Source organism: Microcoleus sp. S36b_A4 (genome assembly GCF_036700645.1).
In the GTDB taxonomy this organism is placed as follows: Bacteria; Cyanobacteriota; Cyanobacteriia; order Cyanobacteriales; family Microcoleaceae; genus Microcoleus.
The window spans coordinates 77,143-91,653 of sequence record NZ_JAUBPI010000006.1 but is presented as its reverse complement, the minus strand read 5'-3'; the positions used below and the strand labels follow the sequence as shown (position 1 = coordinate 91,653).

Below are 14,511 nucleotides of genomic sequence, written 5' to 3'. Positions count from 1 at the left end.
CTATAGTATAGACAAATACATTATTCCTACTAAAAAGTTATGTGTACAAATGTTTCTAAATTCCGAAAAATGCCGCTACGCCATGTCTTAATTGTTCCTTTTATTTTACAAATCTTTACAGCCGTAGGGTTAACCGGATATTTTTCGTTACAAAACGGACAGAAAGCTGTGAATGATGTAGCGGCACAGTTGCGCCGTGAAATTGCCACGAGAATTGAGCAGAATTTACATACCTATCTTGCTGCTCCCGATTTAGTTAATCAAATTAATGCTGATGCTGTTAGGTTGGGCCTATTGAGCATGGAAGATATGAGAGTGTGGGAGCGTCATATTTGGCAACAAAAGAATCGATTTAATAGCGTAAATGGCATATTAATAGTAAATGAAAAAGGTCAAGGTGTAGCTATTCAGACTAAGGATGAAGGAAAGCTAGAAATTCATGCACAATTGCCAACAAATACAAATCAGGTATATATTTATTCGGTAGGCAGTCAAGGGGAAAGACAGAAATTACTCAAAGTTTTGAATAATTTCGATCCGCGAAAAATGAAAGTTTACAAACAGAGCTTAAAAGCTGGCAAACCTACCTGGAGTCCAATTTATTTTGGCGACGTTATTCATACACCTCTAATGGCGAGAAGTCAACCAGTTTTTGACAAAAACGGAAAAGTTCTTGGCGTCTTATTTACAACTGTACGTTTATCCCTAATTGGGAATTTTTTGCAAACTCTAAAAGTTGGAAAAACAGGACAAACTTTTATTATCGAGCGAAGCGGAATGCTAGTGGCAACTTCCACATCAGAAAAACCATACCGAAATAGGCAAAGATTTCCAGCCACTGACAGCAAAGATATTTTAACCAAAGCTACTGCAAAATATTTAACAGAGCGATTTAACAATCTCAATGAAATTAAAACTTCTCAGCAGTTAGAGTTTTTAGTGAACGGACAAAAAGAATTCGTACAAGTTGTTCCTTTTGAAGATGGTAAAGGTATTGATTGGTTAATTGTAATTGCGGTTCCAGAAAATGATTTTATGGAACAAATTAACAGGAGTAGACATACGACGATTTTACTATGTCTTTTGGCACTATTTTTGGCAACTGTTTTGGGAATTGTGACTTCTGAATGGATAGCCCGACCGATTCGGCGCTTGGGTAAAGCCACAAGCGCGATCGCTGGCGGCGACTTCGAGCAAAAAGTAACGGCTTCCTCCGTTAAAGAAATCAGCGCTTTAGCGACTTCTTTCAATTTAATGAGCCAGCAACTCAAGCAGTCCTACGCACAATTAGAAGATTATTCGCACTCCTTAGAACAAAAAGTCGCAGAAAGAACTCAAGCATTAGAGCAACAAATGGGCGATCGCCAACAGATACAAGAGACACTCCGGCAAAGCGAAGAAAGGTATCAATTAACTCTAGAAAGCGTTAATGAAGGCATCTGGGACTGGCGAATCCAAACAAACACCATCTATTTTTCACCCCAATGGAAAGCCATGTTAGGCTATCAAGACAACGAAATTATTAACCTATTTAGCTCTTGGGAAGCACTGGTTCACCCCGATAATTTACAGCCGATATTAGACTCTTTAGAAGACTATTTAAAAAGTGGAACTAACGAACCTTATAGTTGGGAATTTCAGATGCGGCACAAAAACGGTAGCTACAGGTGGATACTATCGCGAGGTCGGGTTGTCGAGCGAGATGCGGAAGGTCAACCCCTACGTTTAGTCGGCTCTCACACCGATCTTACCGATCGCAAACAAACGGAAATAGAATTGCAAATAGCCAAGGAAGCTGCCGACGCTGCGAACAAAGCCAAAAGCGAATTTTTGGCAAACATGAGCCACGAACTTCGCACGCCACTCAACGGTATATTGGGCTACGCTCAAATCCTCATGCGTTCAAGAAATTTAGACTCTCAAGATCTGAGCGGTCTGAAAATTATTCATCAGTGTGGCTCTCATTTGCTCACTTTAATTAACGACATCCTCGACTTTTCTAAAATCGAAGCTAGGAGAATAGAACTTTACCCGACGCAATTTGATTTTTGGACATTTTTAGAAGATGTCAGCCAAATCTTTCGCCTCAGAGCGGAACAAAAAGCCATCAGTTTTATTTGTCAATTTGACTCTTCCTTACCCACCAACGTGCAAGGGGATGAAAAACGCTTAAGGCAGATTTTAATTAATCTCTTAGGTAATGCTGTAAAATTTACCGATCGAGGGGGCGTTACTTTCAAAGTTCAACTGATAAAATCAGTAGCCTTAGAACCTAACCCAAAGGAATTAAACGCCATCAACACTATCCGCTTTCAAATTGAAGATACTGGAGTTGGGATCGGCGAACAGCAAATGCAGAAAATTTTTAAACCTTTTGAACAGGTAGGTAATACCAATAAGATGTCAGAAGGGACAGGTTTGGGATTGGCAATTAGCTTAAAAATTATTGAACTGATGGGTGGCAGTATTCGAGTTAACAGTCAGTTAAATGCTGGCAGCCAATTTTGGTTTGATTTAGATTTACCTTCTGCTAGTAAATGGGAATCGGCAATTCAGCTACAAACTGCGATCGCTGGCTATCAGGGAACTAAATTGAAAATTCTCGCAGTTGACGATAAGTGGGAAAATCGCTTGGTGCTAGTTAATTTGTTAGCACCCCTTGGCTTTGAAGTGCTAGAAGCTGCTAATGCCAAAGAAGCTTTAAAACAAGTCGATCGTAGCCAATTCAATGCCATTATTACTGATTTAGTCATGCCAGAAATGGATGGTTTCGAGTTAGTAAGCCGTCTCCGGTCTCAACCTAAGTTTAAAGATTTAGTGATTATCGTTTCTTCAGCTAGCGTGTTTGAAGCTGACCAGCATAAGAGTTTAGATATGGGCGCAAATGCTTTTTTACCCAAACCCCTACAGGCGGCTGAGTTATTTGCATTGCTACAAAAGCATTTAGGGATATCTTGGGTATATCAAGAATTACCTCACCTCAATCAAAATGTCAATCAATCCGTACAATTAGATTCAGCTTCTTCGTTAGTACCTCCCCCAGATGAAGAACTGGTCATTTTATACGATTTGGTTATGAGAGGTAATTTAAAAGCAGTGACTAAACAAATTGAACAGTTAAAAAAATTGGATGCAAAATATATTCCCTTTGCCGAACGGGTAGGTGAATTGGCTGCAAGCTTTCAGGAAAAACAATTACGGTTATTTATCAACGATTACAAAGCCGATAACAAAAATAAAATTGATGATTGAAAATAACGCGATATTATTTCAATTATAAGCCTAGAAACCGCGTGGCGTTATGACTATCTAAGGGGCGAGAAAAAAAGTAACCTTGTCCGAAAATACATCCTAGTTCTCGAATAATTTCTATTTGTTGTTGAGTTTCCAATCCTTCAGCAACAATTTCCATATTTAAATTTTTACCTAATAATATAATTGTTTGAATTAAACTTGTATCGTTGGGATTTAGAGCCAGGTTTTGCAAAAAAGAACGATCGATTTTTAAAGTATCAATTGGCAGCTCTTTGAGTAAACTTAATGAAGAGTAGCCAGTACAAAAATCATCGATACATATACCAACACCCATAGCTTTTAAAAATTCAAAGTTTAAATTTGTTGTTTTTAATAGACAACTTTCAGTAATTTCTATATTTAAAGTGTTTTTATTTATACCAGTTTGTTGTAATATTTCTGCAATTTGTTCAAATAAATTAACTTGCTGGAATTGAATGGGAGAAAAGTTAACGTTCATTTTCAAAGGCAGGTCAGGCAATTCCTCTTGCCAACGTCTTAACTGGCTGCAAGCTTCCCGTAAAATCCACCAACCTAAAGGATTAATTAATCCTGTTTCTTCAGCAACAGGGATAAATTGATCGGGTGAAATCATGCCTTTGGGATGATTCCAGCGGATTAAAGCTTCAAAACCTTTAATTTCTCCAGTAATGAGGGAAACAATAGGTTGATAGTACAAGCAAAATTCTTGTTGAGAGATCGCTTTTCGCAAGTCTTGCTCCAGTTCGAGGCGTGCGATCGCATCCGCTTGCATCTGCGGATCGAAAACCTGATAGTTACCACTTCCCTGCTTTTTGGCTCGATACATCGCAATATCCACATCTCTAAGGATATCCATCGGGTGTTGATAATTTATTGCACTAGAAGTTATACCAATACTCGCTTCTACGATAGCTTCATATTGATTAAAATTAAAGGGTAACTTAAACTGTTCTAATAATTTTTGAGCGACTAAAGTTCCGGTTTCTGTTTCTAGTAAAATAACAAATTCATCCCCACCCATTCGCGTTGATATTTGGCAAGGTTTTAAACACCCTTGCATCCGCTTGGCTACGCACTTTAGTAGCTCGTCTCCTGCTAAATGTCCTAGGCTATCATTTATAATTTTAAACCGATCTAAGTCAACAAACAAAACAGAATAACTTGTATTTGCTGCAATTAACGCATGCAACTTCTTAATCAACCAGTCTCGATTTGGCAAACCTGTTAAGGAGTCATGGAAGGCATTATGCTCCAATTGAGCTTGACTTCTGTACAAGTGTTGCAGCGTTTGAGACAGTTCTGCTGTTCGTTCTTTGACTCGTATTTCCAATTCTTGATTTAGCTGTTTTAAGTCTGCACGAGCCTTGGCGTGTTCCGCAATTTCTTGCAATAAATGCTGATTTTTAACTTCAATAGTTGTAGTTAAATGCCGCAAATCTAAATGTGTTTTAATTCTCGCTAAAACCTCTTCTTTTTGAAAAGGTTTAATAATATAATCTACGGCTCCTAAAGATAAACCTTTGACAACATTATCTGTTTCAGAAAGAGCTGTAATAAAAATTACAGGAATTTGACTCCATAAAGGGTTTTCTTTCAAGCGTTTATAAGTTTCAAATCCGTCTATTCCGGGCATCATTATATCTAATAAAATTAGGTCGGGAATCACATAATTTATTTTTTGAATCGCACTTTCTCCATCTTGAGCTACTAAAACCTCAAAACTAGCTTCACTGAGGAAATCTGCTAAGATTCCTAAATTAGCAGGGACATCATCCACTACCAAAATTGTATTTGAGTAAGACATTGAATTTTTCATAAATTTATTTCCTTGTATTCAGTGAGCATTTCCAAGATTTTTTTCTCTTGAAACTCTTTAGCTAACTGCCGCAATTTTGACGCAAATGACATATATTTTAGATCGGTTTTTTCAAGAGTTTCTGTCTGTTTTATAATCTCTTTCAAATTACCTCGCAAAGCCAAATTAAACAGTTTATCTAATGCTTCTGGAGGAGGAGGAACAATTTTATCGTAATTGGGTTTCCTTCGTGAAGGCATCAATGATGCAGCTTCATAAATCCACTCTATTTGTAAATGAAGTTCTAACTTTTCTAAAAGTTCTTCAGCTTGAACTGGTTTGGCTAAAAAATCAACTGCTCCAGCTTGTAAGCTTTGATTTTGGTCTGTTTCAAAAACACTTGCCGAAGAAACAATTATTTTAATATCTTTTAATTCTAAGCTTGTTTTCCAGTATTCCATCAATTGAAATCCATCCATTTCTGGCATAACTAAATCTGTAATCACTAAATCTGGTTTAGCATGAGTTGCTATGTTCAATCCTTGTTTACCGTTAGTCGCTTCTATTACTTCAAATCCTAGAGGAGTCAGTAAATTAACAATGACCGATCGATTTTCCCAACGATCGTCAATCACAAGAAGTTTTTGGGAATTTCCTTTAAATCCAATAATTTTACCTTTGTCAGTTTGAGAACTTGTATTAACCCATTCTGTGGCTTCTAATAGCTCTAAATCAAACCCAAAAATACTGCCCATTTGTAATTGACTGGTGACTTGAATGGTACTACCCATTAATTGAATAATTTTTTGAGTGATTGCCAGTCCTAATCCCGTTCCTTCTGCTTGATTTTTTCTAGATCCAACTTGTTCAAAAGGTAAAAATATTTTGGCAATTTCTTCTGGTTTAATTCCTACTCCTGTATCTTTGACACTGAAGCGAATTTTACAGCAAGTTTGATGGGAAAAATTAATATTTTTTTCAATTAAACTGACACTAAAACTTATGTCTCCTATTTTGGTAAATTTGATGGCGTTACCAATAAGGTTAATTAATGCTTGTCGCAAGCGTTTTTCGTCGGCGTGAATGGCAATGGGTAAATCGGGATCGGGTTGGTAGCTAAATTTGAGACTTTTTTGTTCGGCGCGAATGCGACAAATTTCGGCAACTGCCTGTAGAAAAGCGGGAAAATGAAATTCTGTAGGGTAGAGTTCCATTTTCTGAGCTTCTATTTTAGACAAATCGAGAATATCGTTAATCAAAGTTAGCAGGTGAGAACCGCACTGGTAGATAATTTCAATGCTATTTTGTTCGTGTTCTCCTAGTTTTACAGAACGCTTGAGGATTTGGGCATAGCCTAAGATCCCGTTGAGTGGGGTTCGCAGTTCGTGACTCATGTTAGCCAGAAACTCGCTTTTGGCGCGGTTGGCATTTTCGGCGGCTTCTTTAGCTGCATAAATTTCTTGTTCGGCACGTTTGTATTCGGTAATGTCTTCTACTGTACCTTCGTAGTAGAGAATATTGCCATTTTCATCACACATAGCGCGAGCATTTTCTGAAATCCAAATAATACTACCGTCGCGGCGATAAACTTGAGATTCAAAATCGGCAACACTGCCGCGATCGCCTATAATTTTTACGAATTCTTCTCGGCGGTTGGGATCTATATAAAGTTGTTGGTTAATATTGGTTAATTTGCTAATGAATTCGCCAGGAGAATTGTAACCATAAATTTCAGCCAAGGCTGGATTAGCGCTAAGATATTCGTCGGCTGGCGTAATTTGGAAAATTCCGTTAATTGAATTGTTAAAAATGCTGCGATATTTGGCTTCAGCAGCTTGCAATTTTTTTTCAAATTGCTGCCGCTTTTTGCGGTTGCTGACAAAAGCCATAAAAATGTAAGTCACTACCGCTAATACTAGCAGTGCAAACCCGATGATTTGATATTTTCTACCCATTAACTGATTCAGTCGCTGTTCCAATAAACGATCTAAAAGTGGAAAAGCTGTATCGTAAAGTTTTAATTGGGACTCGAGGGCAGTTTCGGCTGTAGCTATATATACGAATGGCTGTAAGTTGATGCTGTTGGCATTAATGATATCTTTGTCGAGTAAGTCAATAAATATTTTGATATCCTTGAAATTTTCGCGCATACTCGTGGATAGCTGCCGCTGAATTTGCGGATTAGCATTAGCAGAAATTTGCAAGCCTCTTTCCACTGCTTTTATAGGCGGTGCAATTAAACTCCGAATAATCAAAAGTTTTGCTCGATCGCTGTCGGCAATTTTTTGTTTAGCGTGTTGAGCGGCGATCTTTGCACCGATATCTTTAGCTTGAGCCGTATTCTCTATTGTTAATGGTAGCTGCGTGACAACGGTATTCATTAAATAATAACTGTCTAAAGATGGATCGAGAATGAGATTAGAAACATCTCCGATGTACGTAATTAAATCGAGAATATCGTTAACAAGGGTTGTATGTGCTTGCCAGCTTTGGGTAGGAGATAAGTTAAAATTTTGCTTTTTTAATCGCTGCCAGTTGCCATTAATGGAAGTTTTGATCGTTAGCCATTGCGGGCTAGTTTTAAATTGGGGCGATAGCTGTTTTTCCACTGCATTGAGGTTTTGGATTGCCGTTTCGATCTTTTCTGTTGCCGTGGCGATCGCAGGTGCTAAAGACTTATACCCATTTAAATATTGATTAACTTGCGTGCGCTGTTCAATAACAGCGACAAGCAATTTTTTCAAAGGATAGTTATAAGCCAAACCGAGTTTTTCTTTTTGAGCAAATTCAATTTTGCTATCAATTTCAGCAATTAATTGATAAACTACCAGAGCAAAAGGAAATACAAAAATCAACAACAACGCAATTAAATTTATGGGTTCTGTGAGGCGCTGGTGTAGGTGTTTGTTCATAATCTAATAAGTAATGGATAAATGATTGATTTTTAAATGGCTATGAGGATAATTTTCAATCTGAATTCTAGCCTCATGGCGGAGTTTGACAATTTATTGAGTAGCTATTTGTCCATTCTGTAAAGAGACATACCCCTTTATTCCTACACCCGCAAAAATATTTAGGAGAAAAGCTGGAAACAAGAGCCGACCTAACGGAACTTTGGGAGTTGCAGTCATCCACTAACTGGCTGAGGCTTTTTTAGAATTTGCCCAGGTACTTGGTTAATATCAATATTACGCTGTCTTTGGCCTAGCAATACGTATTATAGTTGAACGAAGATGCTAATCCATGTCATTTTTATTACATTACATTAATTAAAATTCCTACACAATACTCTAGTTTTATAACTCTTCTATGCTCTTCTCTACGGAAGAGTCCTTCCTTTGGTAAATATTCTATTCTTTAAAACCATGTAATACATTTTTTTACAAATTTATGTATAGAATTGTTTCTAACTTTCAGAAAAGACCGCTCCCCAGTATCTTACTTCTAGGACTTACGCATTGACCGACATTTATATTTTGTATAACTGCCCCTAGAGGCGATCGCTATTTCCAGAGCAGACAGAATTCAGTAAAATTACTCAAGTTGTCATTGGGAGCAGAAACATCAGACATCTCCCCAAAAGCTGAATCACCTACTGGGAAACAATTGTGCAGAATATGCACAGCCAGTTGACTTCACCTCGATTTGACGACAGCATCAGGATGAGAAGCAATTCTAGTTAAAAGCTAGTCCAGAAATAGCGCTTAGTTTAGTCGTTTTTTTGATAATGATGAGGGAGAGTGTACATCATAAAATGATCGGTAAAGCTATTGAGTAGAGGATTGATATTGCTGGGGCGATCGCCCTTCCTTCTATCCCATTCAAACAAACTTAGCTACAATAAGCTATACTGTGCTCGGCGACTCCCCAAATCAACAATTTGCCGTGGTTTATGTCTAACTCATCTCTCCTCACCCCAGGTTCGACTCTCGAAAAACGCTACCGCATCCTCCGCGAATTGGGCCGAGGCGGTTTCGGCCGCACTTATCTCGCCGAAGATATCAACCGCTACAACGAACATTGCGTGCTCAAAGAGTTTTCTCCGGTGGTTCACAGCCCGAAAGCGGCCGAATTGTTCGATCGCGAAGCGAGTATGCTTTACCACCTCCAACACCCGCAAATTCCAAGGTTTCGAGAACTCCTGCGAACGGATTTGGGCGGGAATCCATCTTTATTTTTAGTGCAAGATTATATCAAGGGTCAAACTTACGAAGAACTATTGATATCGTGCCAGCAGCAAGGTAAAAATTTTAGCGAAGCCGAAGTTACTCAACTGCTATTTCAGCTTTTACCAGTTTTAGAATACATCCACTCGAAAAATTTAATTCACCGCGATATTTCCCCGGATAATATCATTCAGCATGATGCTGACAAACTACCATTTTTAATTGATTTCGGTTCGGTTAAGCAAATCGCAGCAAATGCCGTACTTCAGTTTAACGGACAATCGGATACGACGATCGGCAAACAGGGTTATTCGCCAGCCGAACAAATGCGACTGGGGAAAGTGTCTGCTGCTAGCGATTTGTACGCTTTAGCCGTCACGGCTTTGGTACTGCTAAGCGGCAAAAAGCCTCAAAAATTGTACGATATCAATAATAAAACTTGGGATTGGCGATCGCACGTCACAGTCAGTCAAAATCTCGCTACGGTGTTGGATAAGATGCTAGCAGAACAACCGGGCGATCGCTACCAATCTGCAAAAGCAGTCCGCGAAGCACTGAAAGATCCAAAACTATCTCACATTGGCAGTATAATTTCCCAAATGGTGACAATGAACTTTGTCGGCCGCCCTTTCAAAAACACCACTCAAACTGCTACCAGCAATCATACCCCTGTTCACCAAAATCCTCAAATTGTTAATAACAACCCCACATTCAAGTTAATTCCTTGGAAAACCCTAGGGAGTTTAAGTGTGATTTTGGTCCCCGGAATTTTAGCTTTTAGTGTAGTCAAATCTGGTTTCACATTGCCAAAGTTGCCGGATTTACCTAAATTTTCTTCGCGCCAGCAACCTTCCGATACATCCTTAGAGGAAGCCGAAATAATTCGTCAAGAAAAGATTGGTAAACGACGCAAAAATCTCAACATTAATCAAGATATATTCTATCAAAAAGTGGATAAATTATATTACAATAAATATCCAGAATTACAAGGGCGCAGCTTGACAGAAAAGCCAGAAGATGCTGAAATTAGGAGGAAATGGTATGAAGTTGCTGAGGATTTACTGGACAAGTTGGAGAAAGGAGAAGAGTTATAAAATCTAAGATAGAATAAGAGTGATTGAACCGCAGAGGGCGCAAAGAGCGCAGAGGGAGAAAGAAAAGGGCAAAAAAAGAGACGGAAGATAAAAAGAACTTTATCTGGTTTAATACAAAGTGGTATAGACAACGCACTTTTAGTTTATTGCAAAATGGATTCTATTCAACTTACAGGAATTCGCTGTTACGGATATACGGGCTATCTGCCGGAAGAGCAAGTTTTGGGGCAGTGGTTTGAAGTGGATGTTACTCTATGGCTGGATTTATCGCAAGCTGGAAAAAGTGATGATATTCAACATACTCTTGATTACCGCAGCGCAATTACTCTGATTCAAAAGCTAGTCCAAGAGTCGAAATTTTTATTAATCGAACGCCTAGCAGATACTATTGCTCAAGCGCTTTTAGAACTACCGTTAGTCGAAAAAGTTAAACTACAACTCTCGAAACCTGCTGCACCCATCCCTGATTTTGGTGGCAGAATTACTCTAGAAATTACTAGAAGTCATTAGTTATTAGTCAGTTGGCAGTTGTCAGTTGTCAGTTGTCAGTTGTCAGTTGTCAACAATCAACCATCAACAATCAACTACCAACTGCCAACTGCCAACTGACTAATTACCACTTCAGCAAGTTAAATTCTTCCATGTCTACGGTATTGCGGTTGCGATAAATCGCCAAAACAATTGCCAAACCTACGGCAGCCTCAGCCGCCGCTACCGTAACTACAAACACGGTAAATACTTGGCCCTTAATTTGTACAGGGTCGAGATAATTGGAGAAACCCATCAAATTGAGATTGACAGCATTCAGCATCAACTCGATCGACATCAACACGCGCACTGCATTTCTGCTGGTAATCAAACCGTAAATACCAATACAGAAAAGAGCGGCGGCTAATAACAGGAAATACTGGAGTTGCAGTTGCATAAATTTTGCGATTTTGTCTCAATCTAAAGTTACTACAAAACTAACACTATGGTGCGCTTAGCGCACCATAATATTACTTAGATTCTGGCGAAGACACATCTCCGGCAGAAACTAATTCGCGAGGTCTTTCCGGCAAACTCAAAGCAGGTGTTTCGGATAGCTTCTTTGACAGTTCATCCGGGAAAAAATCACGGCGCGCCAACACAATTGCCCCTACCATTGCCATCAACAAAAACACTGATGCTAACTCGAAAGGCAGCAAAAAGTCGGTGAAGAAATGTTTAGCGATTGTGACGATCGAACTTTCTGCCGGTGATCCTGTCGTCGCGACAATAGCCCAAGGAGTAGACACCACCATCGTACCCAAAAGCGCAAATAAACCAGCACAAACCAGCGCAGTTGCTACTTGACGCACCCAAGCGTTGGGAATTGTGCGGAAGTCTTCTCGCTTGTTTACTAGCATGATGGCAAACAAAATCAAGACGTTAACAGCACCAACATAAATCAATACCTGCGCTGCTGCTACAAAGTCGGCATTCAGCAACAGGTACAAACCGGCAATGCTGGTAAATACGCCGCACAACAAAAATGCTGAGTAAACGATATTGGAGAACAGCACTACTCCTAGTGATCCTGCAATCATCATTACCGACAGTATGCCAAATGAAACAATTTGAACCCCTTCAGCTAGATTCACAATTTTTTATCCTCAATTATTAGTTTTCTATTGTTCGTTTTTACTCATTAGTTAGTAGTCATTAATAATTGGTTGTTTCACTAATGACTGATGACTATAGCAATCCTTGCAGGAGTTGTAAATTTTTGACCCCACCCCAGCCCTCCCCTTATCAAGGGGAGGGAGTAAGAAATTCACAAATGATTTAGGATGGCTATACTAACTAATGACTACTTCCTTACTTTTCGATAATTTCCTCTGGACGCAGACCGGCGCGGCGATCGGTGTAGGAAACTTCATGGGGGTCGATCGCACCTTTCGGCAAATAAGCGAATTCCCGCATCGGTGTCACCATCGGATCGTCTGTAACCTTGTAGGGTAAACGTCCGAGGGCCACGTTGTCAAAATTCAATTCGTGACGTTCGTAGGTGGCCAACTCATACTCTTCTGTCATCGACAAACAATTAGTCGGACAATATTCTACGCAGTTGCCGCAGAAGATACACACTCCGAAATCGATACTGTAGTGCTTGAGTTGCTTCTTCTTAGTTTCTTTGTTAAATTCCCAATCCACTACAGGCAAATTGATCGGACACACCCGAACGCAGACTTCGCAGGAGATGCACTTGTCAAATTCAAAGTGAATTCGACCCCGGAAACGTTCCGAAGGAATTAGTTTCTCGTAAGGATACTGCACCGTAATCGGCCGGCGTCTCATGTGGTCAAAAGTAACAGATAGCCCTTGACCGATATACTTAGCAGCTTGAAGAGTCTCTTTGGCGTATTCGCCTACTTGATTGAGGAATTTTAGCATGGTGTTCTCTCTCTGTACTTGAGTTTTTGGTAATTGATAATTAATAATAGGTAATTGGTTAACAGCTATTTTTGTTTAGCTATTGCCTTTTACCTATTATTAATTAACCGCCAAAAGCAAAGGGAAAGGCAAGTTTCAAAGCTGCGGTCAATAGCAAATTAACTAGAGCAACGGGAAGTAAAAACTTCCATCCCAAATCTAGCAATTGGTCGATCCGAACTCGCGGCAGAGTCCAGCGGAGCAGAACTGCCAGAAATAGGAAAAAGTAGGCTTTCAACATGGTCATTGTAATGCCCAGCAAGCCAGTAATTACCTGTAACCAAGGAGTCGTCTCGCTCAATCCCAGGGCATTTGTCAGCACTCCGACAGGAATCGGGCATTCCCAGCCGCCGAGGTACAAAACTGCTACTAGCAGGCAAGAAAGGACGAGGTTAACGTAGGAAGCGATATAGTACAAGGCAAATTTCATGCCTGTATACTCAGTCTGATATCCTGCTACCAATTCTTCTTCTGCTTCCGGGAGGTCAAAGGGCAACCGTTCGCATTCTGCTAGTGCTGCGATCCAGAAAATCAGGAAACCTGCTGGTTGCCGCCAGATATTCCAACCAAGAATGCCGTAGCCGGCTTGCTGCTGTACGATGTCGATCGTACTGAGGCTGTTGGACATCATCACAACTGCCAATACTGCCAAAGCTAGGGGAATTTCGTAGCTGAGGGATTGAGCTGCGGCTCTGAGTCCTCCGAGGAGGGCGTATTTGTTGTTAGAAGCATAGCCGGACATCAGCAAGCCGATCGGCTGAATACTAGACAGGGCAATCCACAGAAATATCGCCGTCCCCATATCGGCGATCAGCATATGCTCTCCGAAGGGCACGATTAAGTAGGAGAGAAAAACTGGAATCACCACAATTACCGGGCCTAGGGTAAATAGCAGCGCGTCAGCTTTGGCCGGTACGATGTCTTCTTTGAATACCAACTTCAGACCATCAGCAACGGGTGCTAAAACTCCCAGAGGGCCGATGAATTCCGGGCCTACCCGCTGTTGAGCGGCGGCGGAAATTTTCCGTTCTAGCCAGACGCTAGTGAGTACCCCGAAAACGGCAGCGACAATCATCAGCAACATTGGCAGCGGTAGCCAAAGCACTTGGGCGATGTCCGCCGGTAAGCCCAAATTCATGAGGGCTTCTACGAAACTTCCTTGTAAGTCAATTCCTGGGTTCATTTGTCCAGCTTTTGAGCGATCAGCATATAATTTTTCACCCGTCCTTTGTAGGAGTAGGCTTAGAAATCGGGGTCTTTGTAAAGATTTTTAATGCTTTACCGCCTAATAGTATATCGCCCGACAGGCTCCAAGAACGCACAGACAGGGTGAAGTTCTAATTATATGAGCCCGCAGCGTAGCTAATGGGTGGGTAACTTATGGTTGATGGTTGACTGTTGAGTGCCCGATCGATTTTGAGTAAGAAATCAATCTGGATTTATGCACTCTCGTGTCTCAAACCTCGATCCCCCCGACTCCCTTTAATTAATTATGGGGATGCGAGGCAGGGCTGTTTCATTCTCGCTCCGGGGTAAACCCCCGTCGTTGCCCCGATGCCTGAAACGCCCCTTCGATCGTCGGTAGCGGGGTAGGCACGGGGGGACTACCCCTACAAAACCATGATTTTCCTGAGAATGAAACAGCCCTGGGATGCGAGGGGGATCTAGACTCAGCTATAAGCCAGATTTAGGCCAAACAAAAGGGCTCAGAGTTAACTCTGGGCCC

General features: G+C 40.5%; 9 protein-coding genes. 3 read left to right on the top strand and 6 right to left on the bottom strand.

The features are described from left to right. Positions 1-39: 39 nt before the first annotated feature. Positions 40-3,252 (top strand): PAS domain-containing protein, encoded by a 3,213-nt coding sequence (locus QUA03_RS03610; protein ID WP_333209726.1) that lies wholly within the window; start codon positions 40-42, stop codon positions 3,250-3,252. Positions 3,253-3,274: 22 nt separating this feature from the next. On the opposite strand, the gene QUA03_RS03605 is transcribed toward QUA03_RS03610, so the two are convergent. Beyond that, a complete protein-coding gene (locus QUA03_RS03605; protein WP_333209724.1) occupies positions 3,275-5,092 on the bottom strand; it encodes an EAL domain-containing protein in 1,818 nt (605 codons plus the stop codon). Continuing rightward, positions 5,089-7,983 (bottom strand): ATP-binding protein, encoded by a 2,895-nt coding sequence (locus QUA03_RS03600; protein WP_333209722.1) that lies wholly within the window; start codon positions 7,981-7,983, stop codon positions 5,089-5,091. The genes QUA03_RS03605 and QUA03_RS03600 overlap by 4 nt, the downstream gene beginning before the upstream one ends. A gap of 980 nt (positions 7,984-8,963) precedes the next feature. Here QUA03_RS03600 and QUA03_RS03595 point away from each other — a divergent pair. Continuing rightward, positions 8,964-10,331, top strand: a complete 1,368-nt coding sequence (locus QUA03_RS03595) for a serine/threonine-protein kinase (protein ID WP_333209720.1) — start codon at positions 8,964-8,966, stop codon at positions 10,329-10,331. Positions 10,332-10,484: 153 nt separating this feature from the next. After that, complete coding sequence (gene folB / locus QUA03_RS03590) at positions 10,485-10,841, top strand: dihydroneopterin aldolase (protein ID WP_190662829.1); 357 nt, start codon at positions 10,485-10,487, stop codon at positions 10,839-10,841. Positions 10,842-10,944: 103 nt separating this feature from the next. Here the strand turns inward: folB and nuoK are convergent, their stop codons facing one another. The 4 genes from nuoK to nuoH all read right to left on the bottom strand — a co-directional run bounded on the left by nuoK (position 10,945) and on the right by nuoH (position 13,968). Next, positions 10,945-11,250 carry an NADH-quinone oxidoreductase subunit NuoK gene (gene nuoK, locus QUA03_RS03585; protein ID WP_228042566.1) on the bottom strand — a complete coding sequence of 102 codons (306 nt, stop codon included), beginning with the start codon at positions 11,248-11,250 and terminating at the stop codon, positions 10,945-10,947. 79 nt (positions 11,251-11,329) lie between these two features. Further along, the gene (locus tag QUA03_RS03580; RefSeq protein WP_333209716.1) at positions 11,330-11,953 is read right to left on the bottom strand and encodes an NADH-quinone oxidoreductase subunit J; all 624 of its coding nucleotides are present in this window, start codon (positions 11,951-11,953) and stop codon (positions 11,330-11,332) included. Positions 11,954-12,170: 217 nt separating this feature from the next. Continuing rightward, the gene (ndhI, locus tag QUA03_RS03575) at positions 12,171-12,746 is read right to left on the bottom strand and encodes an NAD(P)H-quinone oxidoreductase subunit I (RefSeq protein WP_333042046.1); all 576 of its coding nucleotides are present in this window, start codon (positions 12,744-12,746) and stop codon (positions 12,171-12,173) included. Between the two features lie 103 nt (positions 12,747-12,849). Further along, the gene (nuoH, locus tag QUA03_RS03570; RefSeq protein ID WP_333153446.1) at positions 12,850-13,968 is read right to left on the bottom strand and encodes an NADH-quinone oxidoreductase subunit NuoH; all 1,119 of its coding nucleotides are present in this window, start codon (positions 13,966-13,968) and stop codon (positions 12,850-12,852) included. Between the last annotated feature and the right edge of the window lie 543 nt (positions 13,969-14,511).

What these genes read in the sequence shown, in the direction of transcription:
- QUA03_RS03610 (WP_333209726.1), top strand. Translation starts at nt 40, where the DNA reads ATGTGTACAAATGTTTCTAAATTCCGAAAAATGCCGCTACGCCATGTC.
- QUA03_RS03605 (WP_333209724.1), bottom strand. Translation starts at nt 5,092, where the DNA reads ATGAAAAATTCAATGTCTTACTCAAATACAATTTTGGTAGTGGATGAT.
- QUA03_RS03600 (WP_333209722.1), bottom strand. Translation starts at nt 7,983, where the DNA reads ATGAACAAACACCTACACCAGCGCCTCACAGAACCCATAAATTTAATT.
- QUA03_RS03595 (WP_333209720.1), top strand. Translation starts at nt 8,964, where the DNA reads ATGTCTAACTCATCTCTCCTCACCCCAGGTTCGACTCTCGAAAAACGC.
- folB (WP_190662829.1), top strand. Translation starts at nt 10,485, where the DNA reads ATGGATTCTATTCAACTTACAGGAATTCGCTGTTACGGATATACGGGC.
- ndhI (WP_333042046.1), bottom strand. Translation starts at nt 12,746, where the DNA reads ATGCTAAAATTCCTCAATCAAGTAGGCGAATACGCCAAAGAGACTCTT.
- nuoH (WP_333153446.1), bottom strand. Translation starts at nt 13,968, where the DNA reads ATGAACCCAGGAATTGACTTACAAGGAAGTTTCGTAGAAGCCCTCATG.